The sequence below is a fragment of the Nocardioides sp. P5_E3 genome (genome assembly GCF_054049275.1).
Genome location: NZ_JBFUMR010000022.1, coordinates 89,755 through 104,105, shown reverse-complemented (window position 1 = coordinate 104,105; position 14,351 = coordinate 89,755). Strand labels below are relative to the sequence as shown.

General features: G+C 73.0%; 12 protein-coding genes. 8 read left to right on the top strand and 4 right to left on the bottom strand.

The features are described from left to right. Position 1 precedes the first annotated feature (1 nt). Positions 2-1,216, top strand: a complete 1,215-nt coding sequence (locus ACXJKB_RS14890) for a hypothetical protein (RefSeq protein WP_457189635.1) — start codon at positions 2-4, stop codon at positions 1,214-1,216. A gap of 35 nt (positions 1,217-1,251) precedes the next feature. Here the strand turns inward: ACXJKB_RS14890 and ACXJKB_RS14885 are convergent, their stop codons facing one another. After that, positions 1,252-2,730 (bottom strand): MFS transporter, encoded by a 1,479-nt coding sequence (locus tag ACXJKB_RS14885; protein WP_457189633.1) that lies wholly within the window; start codon positions 2,728-2,730, stop codon positions 1,252-1,254. A 120-nt stretch (positions 2,731-2,850) separates the two neighbouring features. On the opposite strand from ACXJKB_RS14885, the gene ACXJKB_RS14880 reads away from it, so the two are divergent. Next, on the top strand, positions 2,851-3,399 hold the full coding sequence (locus ACXJKB_RS14880) for a TetR/AcrR family transcriptional regulator (protein WP_457189631.1): 549 nt from the start codon (positions 2,851-2,853) through the stop codon (positions 3,397-3,399). Between the two features lie 154 nt (positions 3,400-3,553). Further along, the gene (gene purL / locus ACXJKB_RS14875) at positions 3,554-5,800 is read left to right on the top strand and encodes a phosphoribosylformylglycinamidine synthase subunit PurL (RefSeq protein WP_457189737.1); all 2,247 of its coding nucleotides are present in this window, start codon (positions 3,554-3,556) and stop codon (positions 5,798-5,800) included. A gap of 98 nt (positions 5,801-5,898) precedes the next feature. Here purL and ACXJKB_RS14870 read toward each other — a convergent pair whose 3' ends face one another. Both ACXJKB_RS14870 and ACXJKB_RS14865 read right to left on the bottom strand, forming a co-directional pair. Continuing rightward, a complete protein-coding gene (locus ACXJKB_RS14870; protein ID WP_457189629.1) occupies positions 5,899-6,645 on the bottom strand; it encodes an ABC transporter permease in 747 nt (248 codons plus the stop codon). Continuing rightward, positions 6,642-7,673 (bottom strand): ATP-binding cassette domain-containing protein, encoded by a 1,032-nt coding sequence (locus ACXJKB_RS14865; RefSeq protein ID WP_457189627.1) that lies wholly within the window; start codon positions 7,671-7,673, stop codon positions 6,642-6,644. The genes ACXJKB_RS14870 and ACXJKB_RS14865 overlap by 4 nt, the downstream gene beginning before the upstream one ends. Before the next feature lie 62 nt (positions 7,674-7,735). Here ACXJKB_RS14865 and ACXJKB_RS14860 point away from each other — a divergent pair, with 62 nt between their 5' ends. Further along, positions 7,736-8,692, top strand: a complete 957-nt coding sequence (locus ACXJKB_RS14860; RefSeq protein WP_457189625.1) for a helix-turn-helix transcriptional regulator — start codon at positions 7,736-7,738, stop codon at positions 8,690-8,692. 69 nt (positions 8,693-8,761) lie between these two features. On the opposite strand, the gene ACXJKB_RS14855 is transcribed toward ACXJKB_RS14860, so the two are convergent. After that, a complete protein-coding gene (locus ACXJKB_RS14855; protein WP_457189623.1) occupies positions 8,762-10,012 on the bottom strand; it encodes an MFS transporter in 1,251 nt (416 codons plus the stop codon). Positions 10,013-10,080: 68 nt separating this feature from the next. Between ACXJKB_RS14855 and ACXJKB_RS14850 the strand changes: the two genes are divergently transcribed. From ACXJKB_RS14850 to ACXJKB_RS14835, 4 genes are all read left to right on the top strand, one after another. Beyond that, positions 10,081-10,671: a winged helix-turn-helix domain-containing protein gene (locus ACXJKB_RS14850; protein ID WP_457189621.1), complete on the top strand. Its 591-nt coding sequence runs from the start codon at positions 10,081-10,083 to the stop codon at positions 10,669-10,671. 101 nt (positions 10,672-10,772) lie between these two features. Next, on the top strand, positions 10,773-11,498 hold the full coding sequence (locus tag ACXJKB_RS14845; RefSeq protein ID WP_457189620.1) for a prolyl oligopeptidase family serine peptidase: 726 nt from the start codon (positions 10,773-10,775) through the stop codon (positions 11,496-11,498). Between the two features lie 23 nt (positions 11,499-11,521). Beyond that, complete coding sequence (locus ACXJKB_RS14840) at positions 11,522-11,854, top strand: sterol carrier family protein (RefSeq protein ID WP_457189618.1); 333 nt, start codon at positions 11,522-11,524, stop codon at positions 11,852-11,854. 69 nt (positions 11,855-11,923) lie between these two features. Further along, complete coding sequence (locus ACXJKB_RS14835) at positions 11,924-14,344, top strand: phosphoketolase family protein (protein ID WP_457189616.1); 2,421 nt, start codon at positions 11,924-11,926, stop codon at positions 14,342-14,344. Positions 14,345-14,351 lie beyond the last annotated feature (7 nt).

Here is a 14,351-nt window from a genome sequence, read left to right as displayed (position 1 = left end):
CGTGCCGGCCAACCCGTGGGAGCTGCGCGCCGACGTCCGGCCGCTCGAGGCCGCCGCCCAGCGGTGGACCGAGGTCAGCGCGCTGGTGTCGCGTCGCGGTGACGAGCTCGTCGACGCCGCGCGGCGCGCCACCGAGGGGTGGGACGCGGCGTCGGCCGAGAGCTACGAGCAGCACCGCAAGCAGGTGCTCGCCCACCTCGACCGGTTCACCTCCCTGGCCGACCGGATCGCCGACTGCCTCCGCGCCTCCGCCACGCTGATGACGTCGTCGCAGAAGGACCTCGACCGTGCCTGGACGACGGTCGCGGCGGTGCCCCACGAGGTGGTCGGGGAGTCGCGACACCTGGTCTTCAAGCCGTCCGAGGACGAGGACCGCGGCAAGGTCACCCGTGGCCAGGCCGAGACCGACGACATCCGCCAGCGACTCACGGTCGCGCTCGACCAGGAGAGCGCTCGGCTCCGGTCGGCCCGGGCCGAGCTGGTCACCGTGCGCACCGAGCTGCTCACGCTCACCGGGGGCAGCTTCGGGGGCTTCGGCGGGCCCGGGGGCGAGGAGTCGGGAGTCGGCACGATCGCGCCGCCGTCCACCTCGGTGCCCGGCGCGGCCCAGGCCGGTGTCACCGCGCTGCCACCGCTGGCCCCGGTCTCGGTGTCCGTCCCCGACCTGACGGGACTCTCCGCATCGGGACTGACGTCGCTGTCCGCGGCCGCGGCGGGCGGGCTGCTCGGCCGGCGCGGGGGCGGAGCGAAGCGGCCGCTCACGGGCACGCCGCCCATCGGCGGGATGGGGGCCGGGGGCATGGCCGCGCGTGCCGGGTCGATGTCGCGCGGCATGGCGAGCGGCCGCAGCGGTCCGGMCCGGATGCAGACCCCGCGGCTGGAGCGCACGGCGTCGGAGGAGACCGCCGCCCGCGCCGCCCGGGAGAAGGACGCGGTGCGCGAGGCCAAGCGGGCGGCCCTCGAGGAGAAGCGCGCCGAGCGTGCGGCCCGCAAGGCCGAGCGGGAGGCGGCGCGCGAGGCGCGGGCGAGGGCTGCCGGGAAGGACTCGCGCCGCGACGACGACGGCGAGGAGACGGACGAGGTCTTCGAGCTCGACCTCGTCGAGGACGGGGCGGACACCGACGACGAGCCCGCCGACGGCGGCGAGCGGCGTCAGGCCGTGCGGGTCGTCCACGAGCCGACCCCGGGCGGTCACGCGGACGAGCCCCGCCGGTAGGCGCACGGCCGACCCGGCGGAGCTCCTCTCGATGGTCAGGCCGCCTCGGCGACGGCCTCCGGCCCGCAGTCGTCGACCAGCTCGACCACCTGCGTCGCGGGCGCCCGGAGCAGGGCCGCCGTCACGACCAGCGCCACCGCAGCGAAGCCCGCCGAGGTGAGGAAGGCCGCCTGCAGGCCGGGCACGAGCTGCCCGGGCACCGCGCCGGCGGCGTACACCGAGACGATGACGGCGACGCCGACGGCGCTGCCGAGCTGCTGGGTGGTCTGCAGGAGACCGGACGCCGAGCCAGCGTGCTCGGGCTCGACGCCGGCGAGGACAGTGACCGTGATGGGCATGAACACCAGGCCGGTGGCCAGGCCCGCGATCACCATCGGACCGAAGACGGTGCCGAGGTAGGTGCCGTCCGTGCCCGCCGCGCTGAGCCAGGCATAGCCGAGGGTGAGCGCGGCCGTGCCGGTCATCACCATCGCGCGCGGACCGACCCTGCCGATCAGCGACGGGGTCACGCGGGACATCGCGAAGATGCCGAGGCTGAAGGGGAGGAAGGCCACGCCCGACATCAGCGGTCCGAAGCCCAGGACGGTCTGCGCGTACTGGACGACGAGGAAGAACATCGACAGGTTCGCGCCGACGACCAGTGCCATCGCGACGAGGGCGCCGACGCGGCGGCGGTTGCGGACCAGGTGCGGCTGCACCATCGGGTGCGGGTGCCGTGCCTCGGTGCGGGCGAGCAGGAGGAGCAGTGCGGCGCCGAGGACGAAGCCGGCGACGGTGCGCGCCGAGCCCCAGCCGTGCTCGGGAGCCCCGATGAGGGCCCAGACGAGGGACACGGCGCCGACCGTCGCGCTCGCGGCGCCGACGAGGTCGAAGCGTCCGGGACGACGTGCGGTCTCGTCGACGAACCGGCCGACGAGCAGCAGCACGACGATGCCGAGGGGCACGTTGATGAAGAGCGTCCATCGCCACGACGCGACGTCAGTGAGCAGGCCGCCCAGGACGAGGCCGATGGAGGCGCCGCCCGAGGAGACCGCGCCGAAGAGGGCGAGGGCGCGGTTGCGAGCCGCCTCGTCGGGCGCGCTCGTGGTCAGCAGGGCGAGGACGCTCGGTGCGGCGAGGGCCGCGCCGACGCCCTGGAGCGCGCGGGTCGCGACGAGCTGGCCCGGCGTCTGGGCGAGCCCGCCGAGCGCGGAGGCGACGGTGAAGACGGCGAGCCCGACCTCGAAGGTGCGGCGCCGGCCGAGGACGTCGCCGAGGCGCCCCCCGAGGAGCAGGAGCCCGCCGAAGGCGAGCGTGTAGGCGTTGAGGACCCACGAGAGGGACGCGGGGCCGAAGGCGAGGTCGGCGTCGATGCGCGGGAGCGCGACGTTCACGACCGTGGCGTCGAGCACGATCATCAGCTGGGCGACCAGGACGATCGCGATGCCGGCGGCGGCGCGGCCGGCCTGCGGCGGCAGCTCGGTCGGGAGCTCGTGCCGGGATCCCTGCGGGAGCCGGGAGGTGGTGGATGACATGAGGTGCAGTCCTGTTCTGACCCTGTGGGGCCGAGGTACAGTAGATCCGGAGGGTGCCTCCGCTTCCTCCACGACAATACGGAGACTGTCTCCGTTTAGCAAGGCCGAAGGGAAATTTCCGTGCGTGCCGATGCCCAGCGCAACCGTGACCGCATCGTCGAGGCGGCTCGACAGGTGTTCCGGGAGCAGGGCTACGACGCGTCCCTCGACCTCATCGCCAAGCAGGCGGGCGTCGGACCGGGCACGCTCTACCGGCACTTCCCCACGCGCGACGACCTCATCGACGCGGTCATGCAGGCGTGGGTCGACCACGTCGGGGAGACGACCGAGAAGGCTCTCGCCCACGAGGGAGGACCCCGCGAGCGGCTCCTCCACTGGTTCGAGGAGTACGTCCGGCTGATCAGCGTGCACAAGGGCGGCCCGGCCAAGATCACGGGCGCCATGGGCGACGACACCTCCCCGATCCGCAGCAAGTGCGAGGTCCTGCAGGCGGCGGGCGGGCGGGTGCTCGACGAGTTGCGGGCGGAGGGCGCCGTACGCGACGACGTCACGCCACTGCAGGTCGCGCGCCTCGTCGGCGGGGTCGCCACCATCGCCGACACCTCCGACCTCGAGCTCGCGACCGTGCGTCCGATGCTCGAGGTCATCGCCGACGGGCTGCTGACCTAGCCTCCGGGCGGTCGCGACCTGGTGGACCGGCGGCCGACCGGGTCCGCGGCGCCGGTAGATTGGCGCCGTGCCCGACACGAGCGCCGCCCCGCAGTCCCGCCCTGCCACGAACGCCAGTCTCACGACGTCCGGCGCGACGAGCACCCTCGACACGGTGGCCCTGGCGGCCACCGACGCCGAGCGCGACCAGCCCTGGGCCGAGCTCGGCCTCAAGGCCGACGAGTACGCCCGGATCCGCGAGATCCTGGGCCGTCGTCCGACGAGCTCCGAGCTCGCGATGTACAGCGTGATGTGGAGCGAGCACTGCTCCTACAAGTCCACCAAGGTGCACCTCAAGCAGTTCGGCGAGATCCCGCAGGAGACGCCGGTGGGCAAGATGCTCGCCGGCATCGGCGAGAACGCCGGCGTGCTCGACATCGGCCAGGGCTACGCCGTGACGTTCAAGGTCGAGAGCCACAACCACCCGTCGTTCGTCGAGCCCTACCAGGGCGCGGCCACCGGTGTCGGCGGCATCGTCCGCGACATCCTCGCGATGGGCGCCCGCCCGGTCGCGGTGATGGACCCGCTGCGCTTCGGCCCGCTCGACGCCCCCGACACGGCGCGCGTGCTGCCCGGGATCGTGGCCGGTGTCGGCGGCTACGGCAACTGCCTCGGCCTGCCCAACATCGGCGGCGAGGCTGTCTTCGACGAGACCTACGCCGGCAACCCGCTGGTCAACGCCCTCTGCGTGGGCGTGCTCCGCCACGAGGACCTCCACCTCGCCAACGCGACCGGCACCGGCAACCAGGTGGTGCTCTACGGCGCGCGCACCGGTGGCGACGGCATCGGCGGCGTCTCCGTGCTGGCCAGCGAGACCTTCGACGAGACCGGTCCGGCCAAGCGGCCGAGCGTGCAGGTCGGCGACCCGTTCATGGAGAAGCTGCTCATCGAGTGCACGCTCGAGCTCTTCGCGGCCGGCGTGATCGCCGGCATCCAGGACCTCGGCGGCGCCGGGCTCTCGTGCGCCACCTCCGAGCTCGCCTCGGCCGGCGACGGCGGCATGCACGTCGAGCTCGACCGCGTGCCCCTGCGCGACTCCACCCTCGCTCCCGAGGAGATCCTCATGAGCGAGTCGCAGGAGCGGATGATGGCGGTCGTCGAGCCCGCTGACGTCGACGCGTTCATGGCGATCTGCGAGAAGTGGGACGTCGAGGCCGTCGTCGTCGGTGAGGTGACCGACTCGGGCCGTCTCCACATCGACTGGCACGGCGAGCGCGTGGTCGACGTACCCCCGCGGTCCGTCGCGCACGACGGTCCGACCTACCAGCGGCCGTTCGCCCGCCCCGACTGGCAGGACGCCCTCCAGGCCGACGGTGCCGAGGCGTTGTCCCGCCCGTCGTCCGGTGCCGAGCTGCGCGACACCCTGCTCCAGCTCGTCGCCTCGCCCAACCTCTGCGACAAGTCGTGGATCACCGACCAGTACGACCGCTACGTGCAGGGCAACACCGTCCTGGCCCAGCCGGCCGACTCCGGCATGGTGCGCGTCGACCCCGACACCAACCTCGGCGTCTCGGTGTCCACCGACTGCAACGGCCGCTTCGCCAAGCTCGACCCCTACACGGGCGCGCAGCTCGCGCTGGCCGAGTCCTACCGCAACGTCGCCACCGGCGGCGCCCGCCCGCTCGCCGTCTCCGACTGCCTCAACTTCGGCTCGCCCGAGGACCCGGACGTGATGTGGCAGTTCGCCGAGGCGTGCCGCGGTCTCAAGGACGCGTGCCTCGAGCTCGGCATCCCGGTCACCGGCGGCAACGTCAGCCTCTACAACCAGACCGGCGAGACGGCGATCCTGCCGACCCCCGTCGTGGCGGTCCTCGGGGTCATCGACGACGTCACGCGTCGTACGCCGACCGGCTTCGGCGCCGAGGGGGAGCGGGTGTTTCTGCTCGGCGAGACCCGGGACGAGCTCTCGGGCTCCGAGTGGGCGCACGTCGTGCACGGCCACCTCGGCGGGATGCCGCCGGCGCTCGACCTCGCGGCCGAGCAGGCGCTCGCCGCGCTGCTGCAGGACGCCGCCCGCGACGGCGTCGTCACCAGCGCCCACGACCTCTCCGACGGCGGCCTGGCCCAGGCGCTCGCCGAGTCGACGTTCTCCCGCGAGATCGGCGCGACGATCTCGCTGGCCACGGTGGCAGACGACGCGTTCGTCGCACTCTTCTCCGAGTCCACCGCCCGCGCGCTCGTCACGGTGACCGACGAGCAGGCCGACGCCTTGGTCGCACTGGCCCAGCAGCACGGCGTGCCCGTCACGCCGATCGGCCGCACCGGCGGCGACTCGATCTCGGTCGAGGGTGCCTTCGACCTCCCCGTCGCCGAGGCCAAGGCCGCCTGGCGCGCGACCCTGCCGGCGGTCCTCGGCTCCTGACCGGCGGACTTCGACGCCGAAGTTCCCGCTTGTCGGCCGAAGTTTCGGCCGACAAGCGGGAGGTTCCCCGGATATCCGGGGATCGCACGCCTCGGATGTCAGTTCGAGCGGCGCATCGCCCGCACCCCGACCACGAGCCCGAGGGCCGCGACGACGCCTGCGCCGAGCGCGCCCTGGAGGACGACGTCGGCCGGGAAGGTGCCGGCGAAGAGCGCGCGCGTCGCGTCGACGACGTACGTCATCGGGTTCAGCATCGAGATCACCTCGAGCCAGCGCGGCGCCCCCTCGACCGGCAGCAGCACGCCCGCGGTGAGGAGGGTCGGGAACAGCAGCGTCTGCTGGATCGTCCAGAACATCCAGTCCTGGCCCTTCGACGCGAGCGCCAGCGCGAACGACAGCGCGCCGACCCCGACGCTGAAGACCGACAGCACCAGCGTGGCCACGAGCATCCCGCCCAGGTGCAGGTCGAAGGCGAACGGCGTGACGACCGCGACGATGATCGCGACCTGCATCAGCATCGGCACGACCTCCTTGAGCGCGCGGCCGACCAGCAGCGCCGGACGCCCCAGCGGCGAGACCAGCTGCCGCTCGTGGGAGCCGGACTGCATCTCCTCCATCAGGTTGGCCCCGGTGAACGACGCCCCCATCAGGGCGGTCATGGCGACGATGCCCGGCACGAACCACTGCAGCGCCGAGCCGTCGGCCATCTCGGGGAGCAGCGGCGCGAAGAGGCCGAGGAAGACCAGCGGCTGGATCATCGCGAAGACCACCGCCATCGGCTCGCGCCACACGGGCTTGAGCTCGCGGTTCATCACGTTCCAGGTGTCGGCGACAAAGGTGCTCATGCTGCGACCTCGCTCTCGGTCTCGGTGGTGGAGGGGGTGGATCCGGTGGTGCCGGTGGACTGGGTCTCGCGCAGGCTGCGACCGGTGAGGTCGAGGAAGACGTCGTCGAGGGTGGGTCGCGCGACCTCCACCCGCGTCGGGGGTACGCCGTCCGCGGCCAGGTCGGCGAGCAGCTCACCGACCATCGCGGAGCCGTCCATGACCCGCAGGTCGAGCGAGGAGCCGTCGACCTCGACGCGGGAGTCGGGCACCCGCTCCAGCCGGGCAGCAGCCCGGGCGGAGTCGCCGGGCGAGCCGAAGCCGAGCCGGACCAGGTCGCCCAGCCCGCTCTTGAGCCGGGCCGCGGTGTCGTCGGCGATCACCCGACCGTGGTCGACGACCACGACGCGACCGGCCAGGGCGTCGGCCTCCTCGAGGTAGTGGGTGGTGAGCACGACGGTGCTGCCGCTCTCGGCGTGCAGCCGGCGGATCAGCTCCTGGAGGTTGGCGCGGTTCTGCGGGTCGAGGCCGGTGGAGGGCTCGTCGAGGAAGAGCACCCGCGGCAGGTGGACCAGTCCCATCGCGATGTCGAGCCGGCGGCGCTGGCCGCCGGAGAGGGAGGAGACCTTGCGGTCGGCGACCGCGGTGAGGTCGAGGTCCTCGACCAGCTCGGCGGCGCGACGCCGCGCGTCGGCGCGGGACAGGCCGTGCGCGCGGACCTGGCTGATCAGCTCGTCACGGCCGAGCTGGCGGTGCCCGGCGCCGTTGCCTTGCCCGACGAAGCCGATCGCCCGGCGTACGTCGCGCTGGGCGCTGACGACGTCGTGGCCGGCGACGCTCGCCGTGCCCGAGGTGGGGGCGATCAGGGTGGTCAGCATGCGCAGGGTCGTCGACTTCCCCGCTCCGTTGGGTCCGAGGAAGGCGACCAGCTCGCCCTGCCCGATCTCGAGGTCGAGGCCCTGCACGGCCTCGACCGTCTGCTTGCGCGAGGTGAAGTGGCGGGTCAGGCCACGCGTCACGATCGCCGGTCCGGTGTGGTGGTAGGTCATGACCCCGACGCTAGGCACCCATGCGGTCAGTTACTGTCCGCATTGCCATCTAATCTGGGTCCATGAGCACGAGCGAGCGGATGTTGCGGCTGCTGTCCCTGCTCCAGACCCACCGCTACTGGCCGGGCCCGGAGCTGTCGGACCGTCTCGAGGTGAGCCCCCGCACGCTCCGTCGCGACGTCGACCGGCTGCGCGACCTCGGCTACGCCGTGGACGCCGTGCGGGGCGCCGCCGGTGGCTACCAGCTGCGCGCCGGCGGCTCCCTCCCGCCGCTGCTGCTCGAGGACGAGGAGGCCGTCGCGATCGCCGTCGGCCTGCGCACGGCGGCTGCCGGCGCGGTCGCCGGGACCGACGACCGGTCGGTGCAGGCGCTGTCGAAGGTGCTGTCCCTGATGCCGCCGCGGCTGCGCCGGCAGATGGACGCCGTCGCGTCCCAGACCGACGCCCCCGGGCCGTGGGAGGGTGCGCCCGTCGTCGACGCGACGGTGCTGACCACGTTGGCGCAGGCCTGCCGCGACAGCGAGCTGCTGCGCTTCGACTACGCCGCGCGTGAGGCCGAGGTGAGCCACCGCCGGGTCGAGCCGCTGCGCCTGGTCTCCCTCGGTCGCCGGTGGTACCTCGTGGCCTGGGACCGCGACCGGACGGACTGGCGCAGCTTCCGGTTGGACCGGGTCGCCGATCCCGAGCCCACCGGTCAGCGCTTCCGACCGCGTGAGCTGCCGGCCGACGACGCGCTCGCCTTCGTGCAGCAGGGCATCCGCCGGATGCCCCAGCGCCACGCCGTACGCGTCCGGCTCGCGATGCCGGCCGCCGACCTCGCCGCACAGGTGGGCCGCTGGGGGACCGTCAGCGAGGACGGCACCGGGTGTGTGCTCGAGATGAACGTCGACGACCTCGGCTGGCCGGTGATGGTGCTGGCCGGCTCAGGCGCGGACTTCGTCGTCGAGTCGCCGCCCGAGCTGGCGGACAGGGTCGCCGAGGTCGGCGCCCGCTTCTCCCGCGCCGGCGAGCCGGGGTAGTCCAGTGGGAAATGGCTGTCCTGGATGCTCGCGGGCAGCCACTTCCCACTGGACTACCCCCCGGCGGGGTCAGGCGGCCAGCACGGGCTCCGACTCCTCGTGGGTGGCCCACTCCGAGGGGCGCGGCACCGACCGGATCGACCGGCTCGAGGTGAGCAGGACGGCCAGCAGCGCGCTCGCCACGACAAGAGCGGTGATCGCCGTGGTGCCGCCTTGGTGCTCGAGCAGGTAGCCGCCGAGCAGCGGCGCCAGGGGCATCACCGACATCGACGCGAACTGGCTCGTCGAGCCCACCCGGCCCTGGAGGTGCGCCGGGGTGACGGCCATCCGGTAGGAGCTGATGCCGGCGTTGGCGACCGGGCTGAGCAGCAGCAGGAAGAAGATGCTCGCGCACGCGGTCCACACGCTCGACGACACCGTCAGCGGCACGAGGGGCAGGCAGCACATCCAGCCGATGAGCACGGTCAGGCGACCGGTCGGCATCCGGTGGATCAGGCTCGGTGCCAGCACCGAGCCGAGGATGCCGCCGAGGCCCGCGGCCATCGAGACCAGGCCGATCTGCGCGGCGGGAACGCCCTCGGTGACCATCCGCAGGAGGACGACGAAGAAGATCGCGTTGGTCACCAGGTTGGTCAGTGCCGACCAGGCCGTCAGTGTGCGGAAGAACGGACGCCGCCAGATGAACCGGAATCCCTCGCCGAGCTGCTGGAGCAGCGGCTCGCGCCGACGATGCGGTGCCGACAGGTCGGTGCGCACGCGACTGACCGTCGCGCACGCGACCGCGAAGGTGATGGCGTCGACGGCGAACGGCAGCCACCGCGTGACGGCGTACAACGCGCCTCCGAGCGGCCCGCCGAGCAGCGAGGCGACGTGCTGCCGGGCCTGGTTCTGGCTGAGGGCGGTCGGCAGGTCGTCGGTGGCGACGACCGACCGGATCGCCGAGAGCTGAGCGGGGTTGAACGCGCCGGCCGCCACGCCCGCGACCAGCGCGACCACGACGAGGTGGGGGAGCGTGAGGCTGCCGGTCGCCCCCGCGACCGCGAGCGAGGTGTACGCCGCGCAGCCGGTGGCGCTGGAGACGAGCATGATCCGCTTGCGGTCCACGCGGTCGGCGAGCACGCCGGCCGGCAGCAGCGTGGCGCACAGGCCGCCGAGGTAGGCGGCCTCGACCAGGGCGGCGGTGAGCGCCGAGCCGCTGAGGGCGTAGGCGATGAGGGGGAAGGCGAACATCGACAGCGCGCTGCCGAGCTCGCTCACGGTGTCGCCGATCCAGAGCACGGTGAAGTCGCGGTTCTTCGAGAGCTGTCGGTAGCCGGGCATGTCCGCACCATATGTTGCGCACGTAATGTTGCGCAATAGTGCGTGCGCAATTCGGGTAGGGTGCCGTCATGGTCGAGCCCCAACCGCTGAGCGACCCGCGCGTGCTGCGGGCGATCGCCCACCCGGTCCGCACCCGCGTCCTCGACGAGCTCCAGGCCTCGGGGCCGGCGCGGGCGGCCGACATCGCCCGCGAGCTCGGCATCCCGGCCAACCAGGCCAGCTTCCACCTGCGCCAGCTCGCCAAGTACGGCCTCGTCGAGGAGGCCCCGGAGGAGGCGCGCGACAAGCGCGACCGGGTCTGGCGCGCCGCCGCGGCGGGGGGCTACCGGGTCGAGCTGAGCAAGCTGGCGGAGGAGCCCGGCGGGAGGGCGGCCGTCGAGGTGTACCGCTCCAGCAAGCTCGCCTGGCTGCACCAGGTGGTCGACCGGTCCTTCGCCCTGAGCCGGAAGGAAGGTCGTGGGGTCTTCAGCACCTCCGACCACGCACTCAAGCTCACCGACGCCGAGGCCCACCAGCTGCGCGAGGAGATCGACGACCTCGTCGACACGTGGGCCGACCGCACCCGGGGTCGCGACCCGGAACGCCGGACCTACCTGCTCGTGCAGATGGTGCAGCCCTACCCCGACGAGCCGACCGATCCCACCGAGCCCGCCGGGTGACGGGGCCGAGCCGCCGCGCCGTGCTGGCTGCTGCGGGGGTGGTCGGCGTGTCGGCCGTCCTGGCCGGGTGCGCCGCCGAGCCGTCCGGCAGGGTGGGAGGCGTGGCCAGCGAACCCGAGCGCATCACCTACGGCGACGACCCGAACCAGTGGGTCGACCTCCACGTCCCGGAGGGCGCCAGTCGCGGGCTGGTGATCGTCCTGCACGGCGGGTTCTGGAAGGCGCAGTACGGCGCTGACTACGGCGCCCCGCTCGCCGAGGACCTGGTGGCGCGCGGCTGGACGGCGGCCAACGTGGAGTACCGCCGGGTCGGCAACGGCGGCGGCTTCCCGGCGACCCTCGACGACGTCCACGCCGCGATCGGTGCGGTCGCCGCCGACGCCACGGGTCCGGTCGTCACGCTCGGCCACTCGGCCGGCGGGCACCTCGCCACCTGGGCAGGCGCGCGGCTGCGCCTCGACCGTTGGGCCGACGGCCCGGCCCTGACCCACGTCGTCAGCCAGGCGGGGGTGCTCGACCTGCGGGCGGCGGTCGCGGACGACCTCGGGGACGGCGCCGCGCTCGCCTTCCTCGGCGACCCCGACGGAGCGTCGTACGAGCAGGCCGACCCGCTCACCCAGGTGCCCCTCGACGTCCCGGTCTGGGCGGTGCACGCCCGCGACGACGACACCGTCCCGTTCAGCCAGGCCGAGACCTACGTCGACGCTGCGACCGCCGCGGGCGCCGAGGCCACGCTCGTCGAGGTCACCGGCGGCCACTTCGACGTGATCGACACCGACAGCGATGCCTGGGCGGCGTGCGTGGAGGTCCTCGACTCGATCGGGTGAGGCGGGCGGTCTAGCCTCGGGGCGTGCCCGCCCGACTCAAGGTCCTCACCCCCGACCAGCTCGCGACGGCCCACGCCGACGGTGACACCCGGGCGCTGGTCAAGCACTACCTCGCGCGCCTCGAGGTGCTCGCCCCCGGACGGTCGGTCGAGGTCCGGGTGCCGCCCTTCGCCGCCGTCCAGGTCGTGCCCGGCGTGCGGCACACCCGGGGCACCCCGCCGGCAGTCGTGGAGACCGACGGCGAGACCTGGCTGGCCCTCGCCACCGGTCGTACGACGTGGGGCGAGGCGGTCGACGCAGGGCTGGTCGTCGCGAGCGGCGAGCGCACCGACCTCTCGGCCTACCTCCCGCTCTAGGCGGGCGCAGCACCGGCCTCGTCCGCGACGGGGGATACACACGGGCGCAGGTTTCCGGTACGAAGAAGCATGGCGACGACCCTCACCGACGACCAGGTCCGCGATCTCGACCTCTGGTTCCGTGCGGCCAACTATCTCTCCGTCGGGCAGATCTACTTGCTCGACAACCCGCTCCTCGAGCGTCCGCTCGAGCGCGAGGACATCAAGCCGAGGCTGCTCGGCCACTGGGGCACCACCCCAGGGCTCAACCTCGTCTGGACCCACCTCAACCGGCTGATCCGCGAGCGCGACGTCGACGCGATCATCCTGTGCGGGCCGGGCCACGGCGGGCCGGCGGCGGTCGCCAACGCGTGGCTCGAGGGCACCTACTCGGAGGTGTACCCCGCGATCGGCGACGACCGCGACGGGATGTCGAGGCTGTTCCGGCAGTTCTCCTTCCCCGGCGGCATCCCGAGCCACGTCGCCCCGGAGACACCCGGCTCCATCCACGAGGGCGGCGAGCTCGGCTACGTGCTCTCGCACGCCTACGGCGCCGCGATGGACAACCCCGACCTCGTCGTGACCGCGGTGGTCGGCGACGGCGAGTTCGAGACCGGCCCGCTGGCCGCGAGCTGGCACGGCAACAAGTTCGTCGACCCGGTCAACGACGGCGCGGTGCTGCCGATCCTGGCCCTCAACGGCTGGAAGATCGCCAACCCGACGATCCCCGCCCGGATCCCGCGCGAGGAGCTCGAGAGCCTGCTGCGCGGCTACGGCCACCACGTGATCACCGTCGAGGGCGACGACCCCACCGACGTGCACCGCCAGATGGCCGCTGCGCTCGACGAGGCCCACGACATGATCCGCGAGACCTGGCGCGCTGCCCGGGAGAACGGCGACCTCGAGCGCCGGCCGTGGCCGATGATCCTGCTCGTCACGCCGAAGGGGTGGACCGGCCCGGCGGAGGTCGACGGCAAGCCGGTCGAGGGCACGTGGCGGGCCCACCAGGTGCCGCTGGCCGGCACCCGGGACAACGACGAGCACCGCGCGCAGCTCGAGGAGTGGCTGCGCTCGTACGCCCCCGACGAGCTCTTCGGCGACGACGGCCGACCTGTGGAGGCGGTGCGCCAGCAGGCGCCGGCGGGCACCCGGCGGATGAGCGCCAACCCGCACGCCAACGGCGGCCTGCTCAAGCGGCCGCTGCGCCTGCCCGACTGGCGGGAGAGCGCCGTCGAGGTGGAGCGTCCGGGCTCGTCCATCCACGAGCCGACCCGCGTGCTGGGCCAGTGGCTCGTCGGCGTGGTCCGCGACAACGACACCAACTTCCGCATCTTCGGGCCCGACGAGACCGCGTCCAACCGGCTCGACGCCGTCTACGAGGTGACCGACAAGGTCTGGGCGGGCGAGCTCCATGACGTCGACGAGCACCTCGCCCGGTCCGGTCGGGTGGTGGAGATCCTCTCCGAGCACACCTGCCAGGGCTGGCTCGAGGGCTACCTGCTGACCGGGCGGCACGGGCTCTTCAGCTGCTACGAGGCCTTCATCCACCTGGTCGACTCGATGCTCAACCAGCACGCGAAGTGGCTCAAGACAACCCGCGAGATCGGGTGGCGTCCGCGCATCGCGAGCCTCAACTACCTGCTGAGCTCGCACGTGTGGCGCCAGGACCACAACGGCTTCTCCCACCAGGACCCCGGCTTCATCGACCACGTGCTCAACAAGAAGGCCGAGGTCGTGCGCGTCTACCTGCCGCCGGACGCCAACACCCTCCTGTCCACGATGTCCCACTGCCTGCAGAGCGAGCACTACGTCAACGTCGTGGTCTCCGGGAAGCAGCCGAGCTTCGACTGGCTCGACGGCCAGCAGGCCGACCTGCACTGCGCCCGCGGGCTCGGCATCTGGGACTGGGCCTCGAACGACGACGGGGATCCCGACGTGGTGGTGGCGGCAGCGGGCGACGTACCCACCCTGGAGGCGCTCGCCGCGGTGTCCCTGCTGCGCGAGCACCTGCCCGAGCTGCGGGTGCGCTTCGTCAACGTCGTCGACCTGATGCGGCTGCAGGACGAGCGCGAGCACCCGCACGGCCTGGGCGACCGCGAGTTCGACGCCGTCTTCACCACCGACAAGCCGGTGGTCTTCGCCTACCACGGCTATCCCTGGCTGATCCACCGGCTGACCTACCGGCGCACCAACCACGACAACATCCACGTCCGCGGCTACAAGGAGGAGGGCACGACGACCACGCCGTTCGACATGGTGATGATGAACGACACCGACCGCTACCACCTGGTGATGGACGTCATCGACCGCGTGCCGGACCTCGGTCCGCGCGCCGCCGCCGTCCGCCAGCTGATGGTCGACACGCGGCGCCGGGCCCGTCAGTGGACGCGCGACCACGGCGACGACCTCCCCGAGGTGCGCGACTGGCAGTGGGACGCCGGTGCCGATCCGGAGCCCGGCGAATCGCCGTCCACGACGGCCGACCCCGACACGGGCGCCGACAACCTCTAGCGTGCGC